Here is a 21960-nt window from a genome sequence, read left to right on the forward strand (position 1 = left end):
GCGGCAAATCGGGATCCCGCGCCAAATACACCGTCCCCATCCCCCCAGAACCCAACACCCGCTCCACCCGATACCCCGCAAACACCGAACCAATCTGCAGTGTGGCGCTCATAGTGGGATTTTCGGTCGGACGGCGTTCACGATGGCGGCGGCGTGCTCGTTGAGACGGGTGGAGTCGTCGCTGCAGGCGACTACGTCGATGATGATGTTGTTGGCCGCGGTCAGGGCGTGCGAGCATCCGTATCCTCGTTGGCCTTCGGCGAGGCGTAGCTCCACTGCCACACCGTTGACTTCCTCGGGGGGCCGCAGCGTCCAGTTCACCGTTTGGCCAGTGACTTTGACGGTCACGGTTTTGCCGGCGCAGGCTTGCCATCCTGTCTTTTCCTGTTGGAAATGCTGTGTGGCTTGCGGGGCGCCGGGGAATGCGACTACCGCGACGGAGGTGCGTCGGTTGATGTCGCCCGGGTCTGATGCGCGCTGTTCGTAGATGCCGGTGTAGCCGCTGTCGCGGTAGCCCGGCTCGAGGGCGCCGAACACGGCCCCGTAGCAACTTTTGTCGGACAGCAGGTCATCGGCGACCGGCTCCATTTCGTGGGAGGTGCCGGCCACGGCGAACTGTGGGGCTTCCATGATGTCGGCAAGCTGGCTGGTGGAGGGCATCAGCTGCTCGAGGGCGCTGACGGGTAGCGGTGGGGGAGGAGCGGGGTCGCGCTGAGGACTGCCGGCGGTGATGGTGGTGCACCCGCTCGATACCGAGACGACAGCGGCGAGCGATGCCGCGGCGCCGGCGCGGCGGCGCGGTGGTTTGACGACGGGCTGGGTCATGGCTGGCCGATTTTCGCGGCGATTTTGGCGGCGATGGCCGCGCCTTGGTCGGTGATGGCGGGGCCGCATGCGCTGACGTCGATGACGATGTTGGCGCGGATGGTCAGGGCGTGCTGACATGACTTGGGGCCGTCGTGGGTGTAGGTCATCGGGAGGGTCAGCGTACCGCCGTTGTTGGTTGCCTGCCCGAGCTTCCAGGACATGTTGGGGTCATAGAGCGCGGTGAGCGTGAAGGATTCGTTGGAGCATTGATCCCATAGGCGCGCCTGGGAGTCGAAGAACTTGCGGGCCTCGTCGGGGTTGACGAGCGCTGTCACCGCCTGCACGACGCCGAGTTGGTATCCGTCCTTTCCAGGAGCGTGGACGGATTGCACGGCCAAGGGTTGGCGTCCGGCGGCCGAATAGGCGATCTGCTGTGCGGGTGTCCATGCGCCCGCGCACATTTGGTTACCGCCAAAGGCGTTGGAGTCGTCGAGCTGCTGGTCACCGGTATACGCGACGACCATGGTCGGGCTGCCCATGATGGCACCAATTTCGTCGGTCGATAGCAGGAGCCCGGCCAAGGCGGACTGGTAGGCGGGCGCGGGCGACGCCACGGTGGGTGTGGTGGTGGGGGGTGGTGTGGTGGTGGTTGTGGTGGTGGTGTCGTTGCTGTGGCGGGTGGCCAGGGTGAGGGTGGTGGTGGTGATCGCGGCCAGCACGGCGGCGGTGGCGATGAGCGCGATGGCCCAGCGCCGCCGCGGCCTGGGTCGTGGCGGCGGCCCGATCAGGGGTGGGGGAGCACCGGCGTGTAGCGGTGGCCCGGGCGGCGGCAGCTGGGTGCGCGGCCCGCTGCGCTGCCACCAAGGGGAGGGCCCCCCGGCGGGGCTGTGCGGGTAGGAGATGACCTCAGCGGACGGGATCGGTTGCCACGGTGCGGTCATGCCCGCGTTGCGCTGGGCCAGCGCCGCGGCGGCCGCGGCCGCCAGCTGGCGCGCCGAGGCGAACCGGCGGGCGGGATCTTTGGCCATCGCGGTAGCGATCACCTGATCCAGCCCGCCCGGCAGCGTGGGCATGTGATCGGTGACTTTGGGCGCCGGCGCCTGCAGATGGGCCATCATCACCGCCGCGGGCCCGCCCGCCGCCGAAAAGGGTGGCTTGCCGGTGAGCATCCGAAAAAGCGTGCACCCCAACGAATACAAATCCGCGCACCCATCAAACGCGGCGCCGGCCAACACCTCGGGCGCGGCATAGGCCACCGTGGCCAACACCACCCCAGACCCGGTCAACCCGGCCGCATCATCGAGAGCACGCGCAATACCGAAGTCGGCCAACATCACCCGCTCCTCGGCGCCCGCCGTCTGCGACAACAGAAAGTTCGCCGGCTTGACATCGCGGTGCACCACATTGCGCGCGTGGGCATAGTCGAGCGCCTTGGCCACCTCGGTAACGATGTGCACCGCCCGCGCCGGGCTCATCGCACCCGCCCGCAACACCGATTCCGCATCAGGGCCATCGATGAACTGCATCGCAATCCACAACTGGCCCTCGAACTCCCCGCGCCGGCGAATCGCCACGATATTGGGATGATCCAACCCCGCCGCCACATCGGCCTCCCGCACAAACCGAGCCCGAAACGCCGGATCACGCGAGAGCTCTCCCGAAAGCACCTTGACCGCATCACTGCGCGGCAAATCGGGATCCCGCGCCAAATACACCGTCCCCATCCCCCCAGAACCCAACACCCGCTCCACCCGATACCCCGCAAACACCGAACCAATCTGCAGTGTGGCGCTCACGTCAGTCCCAAGGGTTGACCAGGTCGACGCCCGTTCCGTCGAAGTGGCGGGTATTGCGGGTAGCCACCGTTGCGTGCCGGGACGCGGCGATGCCGGCGATCTGCACATCACGAATTTCCACCGCACGCCCAACGCGTTGTCGGGCGGCGGCGATGGTTCCGGCAGCAAGCGCAGCCGTCAGATCGAAGGACTGCACACGACCATCGAGGTCCTCATCTAGGAGTTGCGAAAAGATCTCGTCGAGTCGCTTGCGTCGGCGGCTGGGTCTCAAAAGGTCAATGCCAGTGCGTATCTCGAATACTGTTACCGATGTCGTCCAGATTGATTCGGCGGGCTGATGATCGAGCCATTCCACGACAGCCGGATCGGGTGTCTCTTGCATCAGCGCGGAGAGCACATTGGTGTCGAGCAGGATCATGGTCCGCCGAACTGCGCCGGCTGGACGGGCTGTCCCCGCAGTTCGGGTATGTCCTCGGTCAGGCCCACGCCTTTGAAGCGCGACGCTATACGGGACCCGAGCCGCCCGGGCGGATTATCGACGTTGCGGACTGCGTTGCGTAAGATCTCGCGTGCTTCTTCCTCGGTGCTGCGCCCATGTTGACGTGCTAGTCGCTGCAGCTTGGCCTTGGTGTCGTCCTCAAGTTGGCGGATAAGAATCTGGGCCATAAGCGATGCTATCATGATATCGTTTTTGACGGCGTTGACCTCACCATCGATTTGCCAGCCGAATTCGGCCAGCCAACGTTCGTCCCGCCAAGTGGTTGATCGCTGGACCTCAGATCCAGGAATGCCCTGCGCCGATAAGGGGCTAAGTTGCTCGCGGCGGGAGCGTGACCGTCGTGGCGAAGTGCGGGATCGCGTCGAGCAACTCGGGTGTAACGACCTGCACGTGCGGGCACGGTTGTCGACACGATGTCGGCAATAGGATCAGAGGGGTGGCCAAGGCGATATCCGAGGAAGAGGGCAGAACCGTATGGGTGGCGTGGACGCGTCGGCTGGGTTTGCTTATCAACACGCTCAAGCTGTGCAGCAGGCACTTGCCCTCGCCGCGGACCCCAGCCTGTACGCCATCCGGGTCGAAGCCGAAAATGACATCGTCGATGTCGAAATCCGTTCACTAGATGGAAAACTCGTCAAGGGCTTTCAGTTCAAGCGGCGTAACCAAGGTAACACCTGGGGGCAGCAAGAACTCATCGACGAACTGGCTCGGTGGTCGGGTCTGGCCGCCGACCACCCCATGGCCACCTACGAATTCGTCACCGATGGGCGCCTCGGCCGGACGGGCCTGAAAGTGCGCGATGCGCTGGAGAAGGCGTCCTCCGGCGACCTGCACGATGTCCGCCAGCTCATCGCGGGCAAGACGGGAGATATCGCCGTCAGCGACGATTCGCTGACCCGAGCGTCTATTCGAGCCGAAGAGCTGGCCTACGCCGACCTCATCAGCGGTGCACAAATCCGCGCACGGGCACTACTGCTCAACGTGACCAGCGAAGCTGAAGCCGAGGAGCGCGGCCGCTGGGTTGTGCTCGAGCTGGTCAACATGATCACCGAACGCAGCGGCCTACTCGACGAGAACGCCCGCATCATCACCCGCGACGAAGTTCTGCAGTTACTGGCAACACCGCAGGACCGGATTCCGACCAAACAGTGGGACGACGCCCTCAAGAGGGATTTCTGCGCTTCAGTCCTCGCCCGCACCGACGCACACTCGGTTCAGCTGGCCTGCCGTCCGGACGTGGCGATCGGTACCGGATCGGCGGCCACACCACAGCTTCTGGAGCATTGGGCAGAACCTGGTGCGGTGCGGCTGCTGGCCGGGGCGTCCGGTAGCGGCAAGTCCACGGTCGTTCTGGACATGCAACGCCGTGCCGCCGAGCACGGTGTCGTGGTGATCACGGCCAATGCCGAGGATTACATCGCCGGCCGCCTTGAAGCGCTGATCGCAGCTGGGCTCAATCGGCACACCTACATCGGTGCCCATCCCGCGGTCGGAACCGCCGCCCTCGCAGACCCCGAGGTTGCCATCGCCATCGACGGAGTTACCGAGATCCCGGTCGAGACGCGCGAGACGCTTGAGAAAGAGCTCAAGCAGTTTCTGACGGCGACCCAGCGTGCCGAACTGGTGCTCGTCGGGCGTGGAGTCACCGCGATGCGCGCCATGCTGACCCGCTCCGTTGCGGCGACCGACCTCGTGGTGTGTCCAATGTCTGAAGATGAGCAGTGTCAAATCGTCGAGAGCTTTTATCAGCTTGAGACCGGTCTTGCGCGGTGGCTTGTCCGTCAGGTCGGTCATGCCATGCAGGATGTGGCGACCAATCCGCTGATGCTGCTGCTGGGAGCCAAGGCGATTGCACTGCAAAGCAATCTGTCCAGCCCGGCCACGATCTTCCAGACGGTGATTTCGGACCTTGCCGAACAGTGCGGCTATCCCGATGCCAGCGTCCTCGTGGTCGGCCTCGGCATGGCCTACGCCAAGCTCCTCGACGCGCAGAAGCGCTACTGTGACACCCTCGACTGGGTTGCGCTACTGGAGGAGGCCGCGGAACAACTCAGCGACGCGGGCCACTGCGTGACAGTGCGGCGTCTGCGCGAATTCGGTTCCGAGACAGGACTCGTCCGTTCGGCACCATTCGATACGGTTCGTCCGTTCCACGATTCTTTTGCCGATTTCCTCGCAGGCGTGGCGCTGAGCAGGTCGCTGGCGGACCTGCCGGCCCGTTTCGGCGAACATGATCGAGCACGCGCGCGCTTTCTGGCCCAGTTGTCCGGGGTGAGCGTTCGACTGGCCCACCTGCTCACCCGTGACCTACCGTTCACCGCGGTCAATGTCGTTCCCTACGAGCGGCGCTCGCCTGAGGCGAGCTGGCTCGACGAGACCAAGCGACACCTTGATCAACTGTTGCCCACCGCCGAAGCCCGGGCCGCTCCTGCTGACGACGATAAGGTGTCGTGCTTGCCGACCGTCGCCTATTGGGAGGACGCCGACGGACGGGTGCTGGTGACGGTCGGCGCCGGCATCGAAGGGTGGCTGGGCGCTGCAGCGCCCGAGAAAGCCGTCATGGAGTCGGGCTGGACGTTCCGACTCGGCGAGGGTCAAGGACCACTGACGGTCGCGATCCGCATCTGGCACCGGTGGCTCGACCAACATCTCACACCGCCCGCGCTCTCAGGGGTGGCGGTGCCGCGCACCGTGGAGGAGTCGTGCGCGCTGCTTGCGGCGCATTCCCAGGCACTGCTGCACCATCGCAGCGAATTGTCCGCGCTGATGGAACTCGCAGGTCCTGATGCCGATGCATTGACCGAGGCAGCGACGCAGCGGATCCAGTTCGCAATCTCCCAACACCACGTTGACGAGGAACGAGACCGCGGCGTGTGGTTTCGTGAACGCGCAGAACTCACGACCGGCGAGGAAGTCCTCGTCGGTGAATTGTCCGACCCCGCGGCGTGGACCGGTCGTGGCAGCGTGGACTCGTTCGTGACCACCGGCGCAGCGCAGAGCGCATCGCAAGACCTGCGGCAGATCATCAATGCGATGGTGGGCAGAACCTGGCTATGATCGATGGTGCACTGCTGACCAAAAGTGTTGATAGGCAACGGGTGAGCGATGGCGACTGACGACATCTGGCCTGCGGTGCAGGCGCTAGCCGTAACGTGGTCGGCCAGCCCAGTGGTCGACACGTTCCTGGCGCGCCATCCCGCCCGTAATAACAGCGAGGACGTCGTCACCGAGGCACTGAGGCATCTGCAGGGCGGCGTGGGCGTGCTGACTGAAACGCCATTGTGGACAAGCACGTGGGAGCAGCTGGCCCAGCAAACGCCTTCGGTTCAGCTCACTGACGAGGTGCGCGGCTACCTGCAGCAGATCGCGCCGCTCGGGCACGCGGTGGAGTCGACCGTGGGGTGGGTGCGTAGCCGGCTTCCGCTGTACCCCGCTATCCCCGTGCCGCAATTCTCTCCGCGCGGCTATCGCCGATCGCGCGAGTTCTCGCTGCGGGTGCCCTGGGCCCAACCAGTTTTGCAGGCGAGCCTGCAGGCAGAACCGACCCCACCTTCCGTCGCAGACCTGCTCCGTCTCGCTGAACACGAAGTCCACAGCAGTGCACAGAATTTGGTGGCGGCGTTGATCGACTCGGCCGAGTGGCAACGCTATGCCGATCTCGCCGCAGCGTTGACCGACCAGGATCGAGAAGTCCTGGACGCCGCTCGGCATCGCGTCGGGGTGCTGTTGAACCCCCGTCTGGTCAACGAGTACGAAGATGCGCGCAACGAACGGCGCAACGCCTATCGCCAGGAACGTGTCGCTGAGGTCATTGCTGATCTAGAAGGTCGACCGAAAGAGATGGCCGACGCCTTCGACGTCATCGACGATCTGATCGACCGTGCGTTGGTTAACGTTCACGGGCAGCTAGTTGTTCGCGGTGACATTCCGGTGATCGAGCCCATCGAGCTTGAGCTGGACGGACCGCAGGTGAGCTTCGATTACGATGGCGACGAACCGTTCGGCGTCGGCGAATCGGTTCGTCTCAACGATTCCATAGCGACCGGTGCCTACCGTATCGACAGCATGAAGTTCAGATTTGGCCAGTTCGAGGGCCAGCGGATGTCGTTCACCGCGCGAAGCCTGCCCGGTACTGAGAACGCGTTCCAGGTGAGCTGACGACATTGCGCCCTGCTGTCGCATTGTTACGGGCGTCCGCCCACATTAGACATTCCGCAGGACAGGCAAAGCGATGCGAAAACGTTTTCATGCCAGGATCTTTCATTTACTAACTGGTAACAGGGCGTGTGCGACAAGTGCGAGTTGGTGTTGACCGATCAGTCGAATCCGCGGCGCCGCGCGACATCAGAACGGGCGGTGTTGACCCGCCGGTGGGTTGGCCAGCCACGTGCTGCGCGGCAAACCCGTGCGATAGGAGCTGCGTCAGCGTAACCGCAAAGGCCTAGCTGGCTTTGTTTTCGACAAGAAAGATGTGAATGCCTGTAATCTACTGTCCAAAACAGCCTTCGGTGCCGCACAGCACGTCGAAAGGGACTGTGACCGTAACGGGGATGCGATACGTTTGGAGAGTTAGTTGCACCATTTCTGGCAATTTGTGATACGCAAAGACTTAATCGGTGTGGGTACGAAGCTATCTGCAGGCCTGCCGGAACCACCGGCGCCAGAGACACACCACACGCCCAACCAGTGCCGCCGGGACCCAACGCGCCCACCACCGCGCAAGCAACCCAAATAGATATCGACGGCAGCTATCTGTACCAGCCGAGTGGTGGTCCGCCCAGCCTCGGATGGTGAGCTGCCCAAGATCTTCGATGAGGTGGCCCACGTTAGCCGGTTGCGCAGGCACATAATCGATACGTCACTGTGACGATTCGGCGCCTAAAAGGCGTAGTGCACCAACGCATTCCATTGCGTTTCGCTGAACGACCACACGTGCCAGCTCCTACACGCATGCGAAACGCAAAGACGCCGGCGAGATCGTTGGCCCGCCTGGGGGTTCACCGGAATTTCCGGGCCACTAGCCGTCAGGCGCTAGAAGTAGCTCTGGGCTTCGCTTCATTCAATTTGTCCCGAAACCTATGGTCGGAGCTCAGCCAAGCCGTTAGTCGCCACTCGGTTGGTGGTGTCGGCGTACCCGGCCAAAAGTCATCCGGCTGACTGAGCGAATCCACGGCGCTCCGTGCCCCATAGTCCGAGCAGTGTGATGGCCCATGGCCTCAGCTGGCGGGCAGGATACCGATCGGTCCATCTGAACGTCCCGGCTTGAGACTAGTCACCGCATTCGGTGCATGCGCGCTGTGGCTTTGTGCATTTGCGCTGTAGCTTTCGGGCGTGTCGTAGCTACGTCGCTCAGCGATTCGAGATCCTCGCGCGCCCTATCCATGAGAAAGTCTCCGCTCGCAAATTCCCAAACAAAATCCCAAAAACGCTGATCCCGAAGCTGGTTTATCAGTACACTGTTCGCGTCGTTGACGGGGTCGGCTAACTCGTGCCGGCGATCAGCCCCGAAACGCCAACCTGCGGGAGCGGACTATGGTGCGAGTCGAAAACGAAGCCTCAAACCGGCGGGGTTTCGCGCTAGCCCGGCAGAGGGCTGACGCGGACGCGGCGAACTGGATTGCCTGGCTCGGTCCCGACCATAACAGTCGGGTGGAGCGGATCGAAGAGCTGTTCGCAGAGCGATCGGCGACGATGTGGTCCAGTTTGGTGGTGGACGCGTCCTGGAAAACTACGATCCATGCGCAGATCGGCCCACTCGTGAAGGACGTCCACCACACCGGTTATGTGTATTTTATGGTGAGCCGCAGCTTGGCGTCGATGGACTTCCGAGAGCGCACGTATCTCAAGCTGGCTGAGATCCTGAACAGCGTTTATGAGGGTAGGGAGTATTTTTACCGAAAATGCCGGACCGCACTCATCTGGGGCGACGGGAAAGGCACCGAGGAAAACTCATCATATATCGTGCAGGGCGATGCGTGGTCCGGTGGGCAGTCAGCGGTCCCATGGGCCGTACAGCAAAATCAGATGACGGTCAACCAGATAGCCAACCAGCTGCAGCAGCAGCTTAGGCAGATCCTGCAGCGCTCTGATCTGCATCCCACACTCCGTGAGCAGTTGGAGCCGTTTGCCAGCCAGACGTCGCCGTCGGGGGATGTGAACTGGATCCGGGGTTCTGATATCGCGAAATCTCCCTTCGTCCCGCAAAGCGACTACGCCGTGCACATTGGGACGCTGAAGGACGGAACCCCGCTTACCTACTCGGGTGAGGGATCAGTAGTCACGATCGCGCCGCCAGGATCGGGTAAAACCGCCTGCAACGTCTACCCCAACCTGCTGTCGTGGCCGGGCCCGGCCGTCGTACTAGACATCTCCGGTGACATCTATGAGCACACCGCAGGGTGGAGAGCCGCAAATGTTGGTCCGGTGTTCAAGTTCAGCCCCTTGGAGCCCGAGGACAGCCACAAGTACAACCCACTCACCTTCGTTCGCAGCGATCGTGACTATCTCTGGGAGGACTCCCGCCTTCTCGCTGAGATGATGGTTGTGCCGTCTCTGAATGCTTCTGACCCGTTCTGGGAGAACGAGGCACGCACGGTGCTCACCGCAGCGATTGCCAACGCCTGCTACTTGAGCGAGCCCGACCAACGACCCATGCACGACGTGCTCGATGTGCTGTTCGGTGGGGAGCCCTGGGACCGGATGATCGACGGGCTCCGGACCGCTACCGATATGCACGTGATGACCCAGCACGCCAACGCCCTGTCGTCGATGAATGAAAAGACGCTCAGCAGTGTGCTGCAGACTGCACGTTCAAGCCTTACAGCGTGGACCGGGGAACGGGTTTCGCGAGCGACGGCGCGCTCGGATTGGAATCCACTCGATCTTCGGGACGGGTCAAATCCGACCGTCTACATCTACATGCGGCCCAACGAGGTGGAGGCGTACCTTTCGCTGCTGCGGGTGTTCATCGGCCAACACATCCGCACGCTCACCGGCGGTCCGGTGCCTCCTCGCGGCTCGCCACCGATTCTGTTCATGCTCGACGAGCTGCCCCGGCTCCGGACGATGCCTCCGGTGGACGAGGCGCTCAACATCGGCCGAAAGTACGGGCTTCGTCTGTGGATGTTCGCCCAGAGCGTGGGTCAACTGAAGACCGCCTACGAGAATGCCGAGGGCATGCTTGGGTCGTGTGCGGTGCGCATCTACATGAACCCGAGCGGAGCTGACGGGCTGGCGGAACGGATCTCCGATGAGCTCGGTTATGTCGAGTCGCTGCAGGACAATTCACGCCGCCGACTTGTCGAACCACACGATTTGGCAGGGCCGGGGTTCCGAGACGCGCAGATTGTCCTCGCGACCGGGTCTCGGCCAGCGCGTGTTTCAAAGGACTTTGCGTTCCAGAACCCCGAATTCGCTCGGCGCATGGCGATGACATAGGAGCGCTGCAGTGGAGCGAGGCGTCGACCTTACCGAGTTGGAAACCCTGCGCGGCGAGCTCGCCGACCGCCTTACTTCAATGCCTCGTAATCCGTTGCCAGGAAATCCTGGGCCCCAACATGCCGAAGCATTAGCACGTGCCGCGCGTGCAACACTGAGCGCGGAGATTGCCGTGTTGGACAAGGTGATCAATGACGCTCGGACGAAACCGGGCGCGCCTGAGACGGCCGGATCCGACTTCACGAAGAACGAAGAATTGTCCAGTCTCTTGGAAGCTGTGAATAAGGTAGGGGACGTCGGCGTCACGATGGTGGGGTATGCGGATCGCCAGGAATTATCCTGGCACGCAACGCCCGTCGAGGATCCCATCGGCGGGGCGGTTATTGGCGCGGCCGCGGTCTTCGACCTCGTCAGCCGGACGCTCCGTGGGCCGATGGACGGAAACGAATTAGCCAGGTTCGCGAATTCGGTTCTCGGCATTGCCGAAAAGACGGGTATAAGCGTTATCGATACACTCCGCGATGTCGGCCAAGCGCTTTCGGACCAGGTGAAGCAAATTCCCGACCTAATCGATGCCATCGTCCGCGACGACTATTCCGATCGATCGGACGACGCGCGACAGAAGGCGGCGGAAGGTGCCGAAAAGATCGAATCACGGGCGGCCCAGATGCAGGAGACGAGCCAAGACTTCGCCGAGAAACGGACTCAGGACAAGAAGCTGATAGCAGAACGTGTCGGCAAACAGCTGGAGATGCTCGCTCAGGATGCGATAGATGCGATAGCCAGCGTGACCGACATCATGAGGACCGAGCTGGCGCTCGAGGCCCCGTCGTTGGACCTTAAACCAGAACGAACACAGGAGATTTGGAGACAACCACAATGACGATGGGCGAGTTCGATCCGAACAGACAGTACTTTGAGCAACCCAAAGGCTCTCCGCCTGAGTTCCAAGGACAAAAGCCTTTTCTTCAGACCCCCATAGGGGTGGTAACGGTCGTGTCTCTCGCGATTGTCGCTTTCTTTATATTGATGGCCATCCTGTGATTGTGGCGTCGTGATCCACAGACTAAAGCAGCGGCGCCAGCCGGCCTGCAGGACGGGCACTCATGCACGACCGTTGCCATAGCCGGACCACCGAAGGACGCCGAGCGTGGGTTGGCTACTACCGGTAGGCATTCCAGGAGGCGTTAATTCGGGCCTCGACGGAATTCCTGATGGCTCAGGGATCATTCGCTCCGGCGACAAGCTGATTCACCTCGACCTTAGTCTCTATCGCCTGTGGCGTACCGCAGCAGCGGCTCCCCAGGCTGGTGAATTGATTTCCTGGGCAACTGCTCATGGCATCACAAATGCCGCAGAGGGCATACAGGCCCTGGCAGATGCCGAACTACTCCTCGAAGAAGGACCAGAGATAGAGCAGCGCGTCGGGCGGCTATCTCTCCGCCTACTCGGCGAATGCGTGGGTAATGGCACCGAGGTTAGCCCGATGTTCCTCGTGCTTGGCCGCAACAACGCTCGATTGCACGTTGACGCATGCCTTTTCCGGATCCTGATACTGTGCGACCGCCTTAGGCCCATCTCAATCGTGTGCGAGGCAGTGGATGCCTCCCGCCCTCGTGATGGCGCGCCGTGCATCGAGGCGCTAACCGCCCGACTCCCGATGCTGGTCAGAAACGAAGTCATCCAGCTTGAGGCAACCGTGCGATGAGCAAACCCACGATAGGTGTGATGGACCTCATCAATTTCGCATCAATTCTCATGACCGGTTACCTAGATATCGAGGCCCATATGTTGGAAACCGATCTGCGCCTTGGCTACAACCCATTGCAGCAGAGTCAGCAGTACATGGGCACTGACAACCCGGCATTCTTGTATATACAAGAAACAAACGAGCTGGCGCTAGAAGCCCAGCGGCTGGACGAGATCCAGCAAGTGACAAAGGGCGAGGTCCTGAAAGAAGATAGGACAGCAGAAAACCAAGAACTTGCAGATGCTTTCAAAGAAATCGGGGAGGCCCTTGAGGCGCCTGGGGAGGCGCTTAAGAAGCGCGAGGAGCAGCGTGAGGGCATCGAGGAGGACATCGCAACCAAGGCCTTCGAAACACGCTTGGCAACGGAGATTCGGCCGGGGGAGGATCCTACCGAGCGGATTTCCGAGGCCGGCCGGCAGCTTGCGGAAAAGATCAGAGAGAGCGGCGACTTGGCCATCGCTCAACTCGATGAGCGCTCCGATCGAACGCCCGCCGATGTCCGCCACCAGGCGGAAGGCGAAGCCAAGGAGATCGAATCGCTGGCCGCAGAGATGGAGAAGACCAACGTGGCCTTCCGGGAGCGGATCAAAACCGAACCCGCCGGAAAGCAAGAGGAGCTAATGGCGGCTCGTGTCGATGCACAGAAAAATATCCTCGCTGAAAAGGCGGAGGCCGCCGTTGCCGGACTCGCCAGGACTGAGCCGGCCCGCGAGGCACCGTCGCGAGACGTTAAATCAGCCCCGACACCGGAAGTTAGGAGACAATGGGAATGACATCGGGTGAGTTCGACCCGAACAGACAATACTTTCAGCAGCCCCAGGGCGCTCCGCCTGTTCCGCCGCCAGCCCTCGGGGGGTCGGAGTTCGGTGGGCTCGCCCCTCCGAGATCTCAACCACAAATTCGGGCCCGGCCGCCCGCTGGACTCGTACAACGCGCAATAGCCCGGTCGATCGACGTGATCTTGGCCGGGATTGTGGTCATCGCGATGGACTTTTTCTACCTCGTCATGTTGGGTGTGGAAGGGGCAGAGAATACTGAAGGCGCCACAAATCACTTGGTCCTTGGAAGCGTGGGTTCGGGCGTCATGATCTTCGGCTACTTCGTGTTCTTCGAAACGCTGCGGGGTCGGACGCCGGGCAAAAAGCTGGTCGGTTTCCGCGTGCAAGGCCCGGGCGGAGCCCGCAAACCGAACCTCAAACAGTCAGTGATTCGGAATTCGTTCTTGCTATTGATGGCCATCCCCTTCCTCGGTGTGGCGCTCATGGTTGCTGCCAGCATCTTCATCGCCGTCACTATCAACAACAGCCCCACCAAACAGGGCAGGCATGACGAACTGGCCGGCGGCACGCAGGTGATCGAGGACTGAGCCCGTCAAAACACATTTGCTGGAAACGCCATCAGCGGCGAAAGTTCGATTGTTGACATGGGATGCCGCGGCCAGTAGCGCCGGTATCGCCTAGGCGAATAGTCAATGCCGCCAGACTATTGACCGCAGAGCGGGCGGATATTGACCGTAGACACCGGCTTCGTCTCCCGCCATCACCAAAGCGTGCTCCCTATCAGCGTTAGCGATCAAACGCGCGTTTTCCGCCTGCTGAGCGTCCAGCCTGGCGCGCGCATTCCGCCGCGCCCTCTTGAACAGTACGGCCAGCAAGTACACCGCCCCCATCACGAGCACGAACGGCCATAGCGCCTTGACTAAAAGCAGCAAAAACGTGCCGACTATCAGCCACAGGAGCAGCTCTCCCATGAGCTGATGGTACGCCGCGGCGGCGACAGGCTACGTGCTGTTCTGGACCTTGGTGAAGGTCAGGATCTCGGAACCGTGCGCAAGGTTTCCGGTCAACGTGTTTCCGTCGCTGCTCAGATTTACGGCGAAGTCAGCCCAATGGGCAAACGCGCAGTTATTCGTCCACCACATGCCGTGCTGTCCGGAATACGTACCCGCGCCGGTTTGCGTGAACGTCGCGATGACCGTGCCAGCCGGCAGATCGCAGGAACCACCGGTGACCCGCACCGGGCTCTTCGCTGTCTCAGTGTATAGACGGCCGGCGAGAGTCATCGTGACCGTTGCCGGTGCCCCGTACGTCACGTTCCAGGTCCCAACGACCGGGTCGGTCGTTGCCGGCGGTGCGGCGTTGGCAGTGCTCGCAAGTAGAACAGCAGACAAAGCCATCGTAGTCAGCAAAAAAAGAATGACACGACCGACCAGATGGCGGCACGCGCCACTAGAACTAAGATCCACGAATCCTCCCAACGGTGCCAAACTGCGGCCAAGGCCTATCCAAGGCAGTAATTGATCGAGCTATCTTAAGCCAGAAGTCTCGGTGTCAACGACAATCGTGGAATTTATTCCGCGTGAATCAAGTTGCGGAGTCAAACGCGGGCTTATTCGTCTTGTGGTTTCGCAGTCCATTTTGGTAATGATGGTGAACCTGTTTCCGGTACAGCCTGCCGTGGATTGTTGCTATTTTCGAAATCTTGTCGATGACAGCCCTCCAGACGCGGAAGTCGGTGCACGGGAGGCCGATTCACCGGTCCCGGCCCCTATGCAGAGATCCAGCCAGAACCAACCATTTCGTCACTGTGACGTAATACATCCACGACGGGAGTCAGGTCGGGGATCGCCGGTTTCGGAGCTAGCGGCGAGCTTGGGGTGCCGTCACTCCGAGTCCGTCATCGCGGTCAGGTCTCGGCGGGTGGCGGCAAGAACAAACCGGCGCGCAGATCCAGTGAGGAAAAATACGCGTCCGGCTATCCGGCTATACGTTAAGGACGGACTGGCTGAGATATGTTGTCGCGCTGGCTATTTCACCTATAATAGAGATTATGGTCAACTACCCGGGCCGGCGCCATCGCGACGTCATATGGAGCGCCAGAACGCGTCCGCACCCACCGCGGGCGTCAGTGATCGTCAGGAAGACCGATTGAAGCTGCCCGTTCGTTGCCGACACGAAACACATTGGGACGGCAATTGTTTCGGCGCGTTGACGCTTGCGGGCTTATCTGGCCGATTCGTCACTGTGACGCGTACTGCCCAATTAGGTTGCGCCAGCATTCTCCGGCACATCTCATGGATAATCGTGATTATCCATGAACTTCGGATGAGGCCACCGTCGCCGCTAACCCAGCTCGGATCCGACTTGGCTCAGACGGCTATCTGTCTTTCACACCACCGAAACAAAGTAAGCCGCTGATAATGCCCACATTCCTTCAGGTGGTCGCCACGTCTGCGGCATCGATCTCGTCGGCTATCCGATTGAGCATTCGGGCCGCGGAGGGCGTCATGTCGCCGTAGGTTAGTCGCGGATGAAGGGTTCGGTCGAGCCTCGACCCCGACCCCATCATCGACCAACCCGCATCTGTGAGGGTACTTGCGGCTACCGGAGCGATGCGCCCGACGTACGCGCCAAAGATATACGGTGTGGCTCGCCTGCGGCGACGAGTTGCAGCCGGTCCATCACCAACGGGTGTCGCGCGCACACGGCGTTTCGTCCAGCGCATGATTGGCCATAGCGGCCTGATATGGTGACTTGATACATAATGTATCAAGTCGGGAGATTCATGTGAGTTACGGGATCGAGGGATCCACAGAGACCGACAACCGTCAACGCCTGGCTGCGATGGTCGTCAGGGTAAGCGCAGGACTAGGTTACTTCTGCAAAGTTTCCGCTGACCAAGTGGAGCTGTCCGGCAACGGACTATCCGGTTGGATGCTGAACCTGGAGAACCTGTACCGCAAAGTGGCCGGCGAACCACAGGATCAGTGGCACGCCCTAGTGACAGATCACTTGAGCACTTTGCTGAGCGCGATCGACCTCGCGACTGAAACACCGCTGGATACAGACAACTTCGAGCAGCTTCGGCCATTGATCAGGACACGGATCTACCCGGAGAACATGCAAGTCGGCTTCGCACCTGTCGTATCTCGAATCCTCGCGCCAGGTCTAGTTCAGCGGGTGGTGCTCGACCAGGTCAATACGATTGTCCCGGTCACCCACGACCATCTGTCCCGGTGGCCGGTTGAAGAACCCGAGTTATTCGACCTCGCGGAGGCCAACACCCGCGGTGATGGGCTCCTGGAGGTCACCGATATCGACAACGATTCCGGAGAAACGATCATCGGACTCCACGGCTCGTCAGACTACGCCAGTGCACACATTCGCTGGCTTGGCGCATACCCCGTCGCCGGCCGCTGGGGAGCCGCGTTCGTTGTGCCCTGCGAAGGCATGATCTATGTTCACCCGCTCAACGGAACGGACGCCTTTGTCACCGTCGGCACATTGGCGCAAACGGCCGCCATAGCGCACGCCCAACGGCCGAACCCTCTCAGTTCCTCGGTCTACTGGTGGCATGACGAAATGATTCACCTCGCGGCAGTCGTCGAAGAATCTTACGAAAGCCTCGGACTTCACGTTTCACCGGATTTTCAGAAGGTGATGGAAGACATTGCAGAACAGACCGACGACGTACCGTAGCCCGTCGGTAGGGTTGCCCACCGAATCCACCGTGACCACCTTCGTCCTCGTCGAGCCGATTTCAGCCATCAAAGTAGCGGCTCGTCATGCCCTGCAATCGCGAGTCGCTGTCGGCGCGGATTCAGGCATTGCCTTTCTGATACAGCATGTATCATTACGTTAGTGGCTTCGAACGAAGTCGAGGTCAGCGAAAGACGTGAAGCGTGGACTGGTCATCTACGCGATAACTCAGATGACGGGTCCTCGACGAGCCGCCACAAGAGAGGTTGGATATCCCATGAGCAACGGCATGATTTATGACGTGACGTTTACCCGGCCAGGTGTGCCGGCGATCACATATCCATGCGCCAACGTGCGGACCGTAGCCGAGGTTATCGGACATATCGGCATAGTCCACGAGATCGACGGCTACACGTTGAGCTTGGAGCGCGTGCCGGCTCCTGAGGCCGGTTTGCTCGTCTGATCCTGCCACGGATACATGCCCCGCAGACGGGCGGGAGATATTGTTAAAACCTGTGGTTCGGTCATATGGGGCCATGGCCATGAAGCGTTCTTGGATAGCGAAATCCAGAATGCTTGCATGAGATTCGTCAAGATCGAGCGAACCAACACCGGGTACTCGCTGGACCCTACTGGCTACATGGACCGCTTGCCGGAACTTGCGCCTCAGTTGCCGCCGGGTGCAGCTCGGTTCGTCACCGACTCGGACCACTACGACTTTGTGGGAGATCGTTGTGTCAAAGACCTCAAGCTGGTTTCGATGGGCCTGTCGCCCAAGAACGACCAGTTGGCGATCACAGCCCGGTTCGAGTGGAACCAGATCGCGCCGGTCGGCTTGACCATCACGTACCAGGAAGTCACCCAGCTCAACGTCGCCTCCCATCATTTCGGGCCGGTCCAACTCGACGAGACGTTGCCGCATGAACGCGGCTGTCGCCACGAAATCCAGCTTATTGGCGGCTCCATCGTGGTCGTCTGGGCTGAATTCGACGCAGTCTGGGAGCCAGCGCCCTGAGTGACACCGCAACGTGGTCGGCGCGCGGTAGTCCAGCTCGAACGCCTTGATTGCAGTCTGGGCGTGGTCGATGTCCTCTGCGTTGTAGATCGCCTTCATCGCTGCGAGCGCACTCGGGTGCGCCGACTTCGGCAGCGCAGCAAGGACATTGGTCTGCTTGTGCCACCAGCAACGCTGTTCACGGGTGGCCGGGAACACCTCGCGCAGCGCCTTCCGGAATCCCAGCGCACCATCACCAATTGCCAGCGGCGGTGCCGTCATACCGCGGCGGCGGCAGTCACGCTTGTGACATAACCGCTTTAGCCGTGGTTTCTGCTCATCTGCTGCCAGTTGGCGGAGCCATTTGAAGCGAGGTGAAGCGCGGCGAAAGTTGCTGCCTGATTAACCATTCCGTCGTTCGCATATTCGTTGTGTGCGCCCCAGTCTCCCCCGTGGGAGCACACCGGATCGCCCGGAGCGCACAACTCGGTGGTCTTGGGCAGATATAGCGGTCCGATGACGATCGGCGGCGCAGCGATCGAATTCATGAAAGCACTCGACGGCATCCCGAACAGGGTGATCGCAGCGACGTGGTCGGCCACATCACGCGGCATTGGCTTGGGTGCGTCCGGCGGCGCTCCATCTGGAATTGCCGCCGAGGTAACAAATCCCATGACAGCCGCGCCTTGTGAAAAACCACCTAGCACCATCTTGGTGTCTGGGCAGGTCACAGCCATCTGCTCAACGTGGTTACCAGCGTCATTGACGCCGTCTATCGCCGTTGGGAAATCTAGCGTCGCCGGGTAGTTGACTGCGTACACGGCTAACGATTTTCCGCCCACCTTGAGACGCAGGGCATCCACGAATGCCTGCCCGATTTGGCCAATGCCAGCTGGCTCGCCGGTGCCGCGGGCGAATACCACATCCACGTCAGCACAGGGAGCAGCCGATACAGAAGGGGTCTCGATCGGTGCGCCCAATGTCGCCGCCGTCGTGAACACCGCGACAGAGATCAAACGAGCGATATGACGCAGGATCATTTTGTTTCTAAGCCCGCGTGACCACAGCGCTTGATGCCATTCAATGGTGCTCATTGCGACGACCTAACCGCCCTGGAAGGTTCTTGATTGTTATCGATGATACAGGCTGTATCAGCGTACGATACATCGTGTACCACCTTCGACGCAACTCGCGGCCCCATCGTGTGACACCTCTGCGGCCACGGATGATCGCTCGCATGGCGGGGGAAGCTGCAGGGGCTACCGTGGTACGGCTTGGCCATGACACTGGATAGGGATGAATAGGACCTGGGCATGAGAGGGAAACGGCCACTGGTGGACTGGGTCGAGCATCGGTATGCACAGGGGGCCAAGGATGTGCGCCTGGTGACAGCGTCGTTTCGGTCACATCGGTTCGTCCCGCATGTGCACAGCGAGTATGCGATCGCGGTTCCCACTCGCGGGGTAGAGGCTGTGCGCTATCGAGGTGCCGAGGAGCGTACCGGTAGCGGGGGTTTGCTGCTGTTGGATGCGGACGTCGTCCATGCCGGCCGGCCTGCCGGACCGGAGGGGTGGGATTATCGGGTCTTCTACGTGCCGCCCGAGCTGCTGGCCGAGATCAGCGGCCAAAACCCGACGTTTCCGGTTGCGAACCCATATGACCCCGAGCTGGCCCGGCGCCTGGCACAGGTGCACCGACTGCAGTGGGACCCAGCGAACTCGCCGCTACTGGCCATCGAACAGATACTTCAAGCCTTAGGGCTGCTGCTTTCGCGACACTCGGCACGCGGGCCGGTCGAGCCGCGCGAGCTGTTGCCGGGCGCACTCCGCACAGTCCAGCGGTATCTGGCTGACGACATCACCCGCACGCCGCGCCTGGAGGAGCTGGCCGGGCTGATCGGGCTGCCACGATTTGCTCTGGTCCGCGCGTTCCGCGCAGCTACCGGGGTAACGCCCCACGGCTATCTGCTGGCGCTGCGCCTGCGCCATGCCCAGCAGCTGCTGACCGCCGGCCACAGCGTGGGTCGGGCGGCGGCCGACAGCGGATTTCATGACCAGGCCCATCTGCACCGCCATTTCCGCCGCGCATTCGCCGCCACGCCTGGGCAATTCGCGCGAGTCGGGCGTGCGCGCAATAACGTACAAGACCGCGCCGCCACACGCCCGTAGCGTCCGCAGGGTGACAGACGCAAGATCTTCGATAACCGCAGATGACCACACTCGCCCAGAGTTCGGCCGAGCCGCTTTACTTACAATCGACATGCAGGCCGACTTTGTGTCCGGCCCACACGCGGTGCCGGGCACCGAGCAGATCGTCGCCGCAGTGGCCGCACTCGCGCACGCATTCCGAGACGCTGGCCGACCCATCGTGCACATGGTGCGCCTCTATCTGCGTGACGGCAGCAACGCTGACGTCTGCCGCCGGTCACTCATTGCCGCCGGCAACCGCTTGGTTGTCCCGCACTCACCGGGATCGCGGCTGGCAGACGGTTTGTGCCCGGAAGACGCCGCGGCGTTAGATGCTGGCCTGCTGTTGTCGGGCCAGGCCCAGTCGGTTGGCGATCGGGAGTACATCATCTACAAGCCCCGATGGAGCGCGTTCTACCAGACGTCGCTGCGAGGACACCTCGATGACCTCGACGTGAGTACGCTCGTCGTTGCCGGATGCAACTACCCCAACTGCCCACGGGCAACGATCTACGACGCCAGCGCCCGCGACTATCGGCTCGTGATCGCCCGGGACGCCACATCGGGCTTCCGCCACCACGCCCTTTCTGAGATGACAGGGATCGGCGTCAGCTGCCTTTCCGCCGCCGCCATCGCAAAACTGCTCACCGACGCCGCTCAAGCCAACCTATGACGGGGCTGATACGCACCGTCTGCGGCGACCTATCTCCCGGCGATCTGGGTGTGACCGACGCGCATGACCATCTGCTGCTGGAAACCCGTGCGATTCCTGGCACGCCACTGAGCACGCGGTCCGCAGCGGTGACCCTGGCGCGAGACTTCAAGATGGCCGGCGGGCAAACGCTCGTGCAGTGGACCCCTCCGGGCATGGGCCGTCACGGAGAATGGCTGCCCACAATCGCTCAGCAGGCGCGCATCCACATCATCGCCGCCACCGGCCTGCATCAGGCACGCCACTACACCACGACGCAAGGCGACGCGCATTGGCCTTCGTCTCTTGACTCGGATGACCTTGCCGCACTCTTCACCGAGGAACTCACGGTGGGCATGCGCAGCGACAATGGCCAGGCATGCCCGACCCAGCCAGTGCGCGCCGGCATAATCAAAGTGGCGGCCGGCTATCACGGTACCGACAAGCACGAACGTCGGGCACTGGCCGCAGCCGCGGCCGCCAACCGGGCCACCGGCGCGCCTATTTGTGTCCACCTTGAACTAGGTACCCATGGGCCGGAGGTGCTGGCCGCGCTCGATACTGCTGGCGTGCCACCTGACCACGTGATATTGGGGCATCTCGCCCGCAATCCAGACTTCCGGCTGCACGCCGAGTTGGCCGCCGCTGGCGCCTACCTCGCCTACGACGGCCCCCGCCGCGACACCCACCCCACCGACTGGCGGCTCGGCGACTTGATCTGTGCGATGCTCGACGCCGGGTATAGCCATCGGCTCCTCCTGGGCGCCGACACCCCTACCGCCGACCGCAAAGACCCCTTCGGCAGCCCTGGTCCAGCGGCCCTGCTCAACGGCACCGCCGCCTCGCTGGCTCGGCGCGCCGGCCAAGAGGCCATGCACGCAATCTTGGCAATAAATCCAGGCCGTGCGTTCGCGTGGCGCGGTTAGGCACTACGGTTTGGGCCGGCATCAGCCCAGGCACGACCCATCGCAATGCTGCACCGACAACTCGAGAAACGCACCGCGGCCACCGGGCTGTTCGTGGCAACCGAACCGGACCCGTTTGTTCCTCAAGAATCATGGTGGACGGATATATCGACCTGACTGATCCTGTCCGCCACCCTTGATCTCATGGATCTTGAAGTCGATCCGGGGCTGTTGGGGCTTGCCGCAGCCGAGGTTTCGGGGTTGCAGCGCTGTGTGCTGCGTGTGTTTGATGAGCTGCGTTGTGATTTGGCAAGCCGCGGGACATTGTGGGAGCACGGCGAATTCGGGTCGGCGTTCGCGGGGGGCGCGCACGGTTATCTGGCTGCGAAAGGTCAACTGTTCCAAAGCGCTCAGAAT

General features: G+C 61.9%; 22 protein-coding genes and 1 pseudogene. 14 read left to right on the forward strand and 9 right to left on the reverse strand.

Going from position 1 to position 21960, the window contains the following annotated elements; translation table 11 throughout:
- The 5 genes from ACQI5H_RS23725 to ACQI5H_RS23745 all read right to left on the reverse strand — a co-directional run.
- The coding region (locus ACQI5H_RS23725; RefSeq protein WP_427081757.1) for a hypothetical protein at positions 1–112 on the reverse strand (112 nt) is incomplete at its 3' end.
- Positions 109–825 (reverse strand): sensor domain-containing protein, encoded by a 717-nt coding sequence (locus ACQI5H_RS23730; protein ID WP_427081739.1) that lies wholly within the window; start codon positions 823–825, stop codon positions 109–111. The genes ACQI5H_RS23725 and ACQI5H_RS23730, both read right to left, overlap by 4 nt.
- A complete protein-coding gene (locus ACQI5H_RS23735) occupies positions 822–2603 on the reverse strand; it encodes a serine/threonine-protein kinase PknH/PknJ (RefSeq protein ID WP_427081740.1) in 1782 nt (593 codons plus the stop codon). Before ACQI5H_RS23735 ends, ACQI5H_RS23730 begins: the two co-directional genes overlap by 4 nt.
- A 1-nt stretch (position 2604) precedes the next feature.
- Positions 2605–3021, reverse strand: a complete 417-nt coding sequence (locus ACQI5H_RS23740; protein ID WP_427081741.1) for a type II toxin-antitoxin system VapC family toxin — start codon at positions 3019–3021, stop codon at positions 2605–2607.
- A complete protein-coding gene (locus ACQI5H_RS23745) occupies positions 3018–3269 on the reverse strand; it encodes a FitA-like ribbon-helix-helix domain-containing protein (protein ID WP_427081742.1) in 252 nt (83 codons plus the stop codon). Before ACQI5H_RS23745 ends, ACQI5H_RS23740 begins: the two co-directional genes overlap by 4 nt.
- Before the next feature lie 358 nt (positions 3270–3627).
- On the opposite strand from ACQI5H_RS23745, the gene ACQI5H_RS23750 reads away from it, so the two are divergent.
- From ACQI5H_RS23750 to ACQI5H_RS23780, 7 genes are all read left to right on the forward strand, one after another.
- Positions 3628–6159, forward strand: coding sequence for an AAA family ATPase (locus ACQI5H_RS23750; protein WP_427081743.1), 2532 nt, complete (start codon positions 3628–3630; stop codon positions 6157–6159).
- Positions 6160–6207: 48 nt separating this feature from the next.
- Positions 6208–7260, forward strand: a complete 1053-nt coding sequence (locus ACQI5H_RS23755; RefSeq protein ID WP_427081744.1) for a hypothetical protein — start codon at positions 6208–6210, stop codon at positions 7258–7260.
- Positions 7261–8634: 1374 nt separating this feature from the next.
- Positions 8635–10539, forward strand: coding sequence for a type IV secretory system conjugative DNA transfer family protein (locus ACQI5H_RS23760; RefSeq protein WP_427081745.1), 1905 nt, complete (start codon positions 8635–8637; stop codon positions 10537–10539).
- 10 nt (positions 10540–10549) lie between these two features.
- On the forward strand, positions 10550–11422 hold the full coding sequence (locus ACQI5H_RS23765) for a hypothetical protein (RefSeq protein WP_427081746.1): 873 nt from the start codon (positions 10550–10552) through the stop codon (positions 11420–11422).
- 267 nt (positions 11423–11689) lie between these two features.
- Positions 11690–12247 carry a hypothetical protein gene (locus tag ACQI5H_RS23770; protein ID WP_427081747.1) on the forward strand — a complete coding sequence of 186 codons (558 nt, stop codon included), beginning with the start codon at positions 11690–11692 and terminating at the stop codon, positions 12245–12247.
- A gap of 20 nt (positions 12248–12267) precedes the next feature.
- Complete coding sequence (locus ACQI5H_RS23775; protein ID WP_427081748.1) at positions 12268–13062, forward strand: hypothetical protein; 795 nt, start codon at positions 12268–12270, stop codon at positions 13060–13062.
- 125 nt (positions 13063–13187) lie between these two features.
- The gene (locus ACQI5H_RS23780; RefSeq protein ID WP_427081758.1) at positions 13188–13655 is read left to right on the forward strand and encodes an RDD family protein; all 468 of its coding nucleotides are present in this window, start codon (positions 13188–13190) and stop codon (positions 13653–13655) included.
- A gap of 102 nt (positions 13656–13757) precedes the next feature.
- On the opposite strand, the gene ACQI5H_RS23785 is transcribed toward ACQI5H_RS23780, so the two are convergent.
- Entirely contained in the window at positions 13758–14039 is a 282-nt protein-coding gene (locus ACQI5H_RS23785) for a hypothetical protein (RefSeq protein WP_427081749.1), read from the reverse strand.
- Positions 14040–14069: 30 nt separating this feature from the next.
- A complete protein-coding gene (locus ACQI5H_RS23790) occupies positions 14070–14534 on the reverse strand; it encodes a hypothetical protein (protein ID WP_427081750.1) in 465 nt (154 codons plus the stop codon).
- Between the two features lie 1321 nt (positions 14535–15855).
- Between ACQI5H_RS23790 and ACQI5H_RS23795 the strand changes: the two genes are divergently transcribed.
- From ACQI5H_RS23795 to ACQI5H_RS23805, 3 genes are all read left to right on the forward strand, one after another.
- Positions 15856–16767, forward strand: a complete 912-nt coding sequence (locus tag ACQI5H_RS23795) for a hypothetical protein (RefSeq protein ID WP_427081751.1) — start codon at positions 15856–15858, stop codon at positions 16765–16767.
- Between the two features lie 277 nt (positions 16768–17044).
- Positions 17045–17230 carry a hypothetical protein gene (locus ACQI5H_RS23800; protein ID WP_427081752.1) on the forward strand — a complete coding sequence of 62 codons (186 nt, stop codon included), beginning with the start codon at positions 17045–17047 and terminating at the stop codon, positions 17228–17230.
- A gap of 90 nt (positions 17231–17320) precedes the next feature.
- On the forward strand, positions 17321–17782 hold the full coding sequence (locus ACQI5H_RS23805; RefSeq protein WP_427081753.1) for a hypothetical protein: 462 nt from the start codon (positions 17321–17323) through the stop codon (positions 17780–17782).
- 21 nt (positions 17783–17803) lie between these two features.
- On the opposite strand, the pseudogene ACQI5H_RS23810 reads toward ACQI5H_RS23805, so the two are convergent.
- Both ACQI5H_RS23810 and ACQI5H_RS23815 read right to left on the reverse strand, forming a co-directional pair.
- Positions 17804–18064: pseudogene (locus ACQI5H_RS23810) on the reverse strand (transposase); the annotation flags it as partial.
- A gap of 17 nt (positions 18065–18081) precedes the next feature.
- Positions 18082–18801: a cutinase family protein gene (locus ACQI5H_RS23815; protein ID WP_427081759.1), complete on the reverse strand. Its 720-nt coding sequence runs from the start codon at positions 18799–18801 to the stop codon at positions 18082–18084.
- 273 nt (positions 18802–19074) lie between these two features.
- Here ACQI5H_RS23815 and ACQI5H_RS23820 point away from each other — a divergent pair, with 273 nt between their 5' ends.
- The 4 genes from ACQI5H_RS23820 to ACQI5H_RS23835 all read left to right on the forward strand — a co-directional run.
- Entirely contained in the window at positions 19075–19929 is an 855-nt protein-coding gene (locus ACQI5H_RS23820; protein ID WP_427081754.1) for an AraC family transcriptional regulator, read from the forward strand.
- A 31-nt stretch (positions 19930–19960) separates the two neighbouring features.
- A complete protein-coding gene (locus tag ACQI5H_RS23825; RefSeq protein ID WP_427081760.1) occupies positions 19961–20620 on the forward strand; it encodes a cysteine hydrolase family protein in 660 nt (219 codons plus the stop codon).
- Positions 20617–21564 (forward strand): phosphotriesterase, encoded by a 948-nt coding sequence (locus ACQI5H_RS23830; RefSeq protein ID WP_427081755.1) that lies wholly within the window; start codon positions 20617–20619, stop codon positions 21562–21564. Before ACQI5H_RS23825 ends, ACQI5H_RS23830 begins: the two co-directional genes overlap by 4 nt.
- A 183-nt stretch (positions 21565–21747) precedes the next feature.
- Positions 21748–21960: hypothetical protein (locus tag ACQI5H_RS23835; protein WP_427081756.1), on the forward strand; the 213-nt coding region annotated here is incomplete at its 3' end.

It is taken from the genome of Mycobacterium heidelbergense, assembly GCF_050205645.1.
Taxonomy (GTDB): domain Bacteria; phylum Actinomycetota; class Actinomycetes; order Mycobacteriales; family Mycobacteriaceae; genus Mycobacterium; species Mycobacterium heidelbergense_A.

What these genes read in the sequence shown, in the direction of transcription:
- ACQI5H_RS23730 (WP_427081739.1), bottom strand. Translation starts at nt 825, where the DNA reads ATGACCCAGCCCGTCGTCAAACCACCGCGCCGCCGCGCCGGCGCCGCG.
- ACQI5H_RS23740 (WP_427081741.1), bottom strand. Translation starts at nt 3,021, where the DNA reads ATGATCCTGCTCGACACCAATGTGCTCTCCGCGCTGATGCAAGAGACA.
- ACQI5H_RS23745 (WP_427081742.1), bottom strand. Translation starts at nt 3,269, where the DNA reads ATGGCCCAGATTCTTATCCGCCAACTTGAGGACGACACCAAGGCCAAG.
- ACQI5H_RS23755 (WP_427081744.1), top strand. Translation starts at nt 6,208, where the DNA reads ATGGCGACTGACGACATCTGGCCTGCGGTGCAGGCGCTAGCCGTAACG.
- ACQI5H_RS23760 (WP_427081745.1), top strand. Translation starts at nt 8,635, where the DNA reads ATGGTGCGAGTCGAAAACGAAGCCTCAAACCGGCGGGGTTTCGCGCTA.
- ACQI5H_RS23775 (WP_427081748.1), top strand. Translation starts at nt 12,268, where the DNA reads ATGGACCTCATCAATTTCGCATCAATTCTCATGACCGGTTACCTAGAT.
- ACQI5H_RS23785 (WP_427081749.1), bottom strand. Translation starts at nt 14,039, where the DNA reads ATGGGAGAGCTGCTCCTGTGGCTGATAGTCGGCACGTTTTTGCTGCTT.
- ACQI5H_RS23800 (WP_427081752.1), top strand. Translation starts at nt 17,045, where the DNA reads ATGAGCAACGGCATGATTTATGACGTGACGTTTACCCGGCCAGGTGTG.
- ACQI5H_RS23815 (WP_427081759.1), bottom strand. Translation starts at nt 18,801, where the DNA reads ATGATCCTGCGTCATATCGCTCGTTTGATCTCTGTCGCGGTGTTCACG.
- ACQI5H_RS23820 (WP_427081754.1), top strand. Translation starts at nt 19,075, where the DNA reads ATGAGAGGGAAACGGCCACTGGTGGACTGGGTCGAGCATCGGTATGCA.
- ACQI5H_RS23830 (WP_427081755.1), top strand. Translation starts at nt 20,617, where the DNA reads ATGACGGGGCTGATACGCACCGTCTGCGGCGACCTATCTCCCGGCGAT.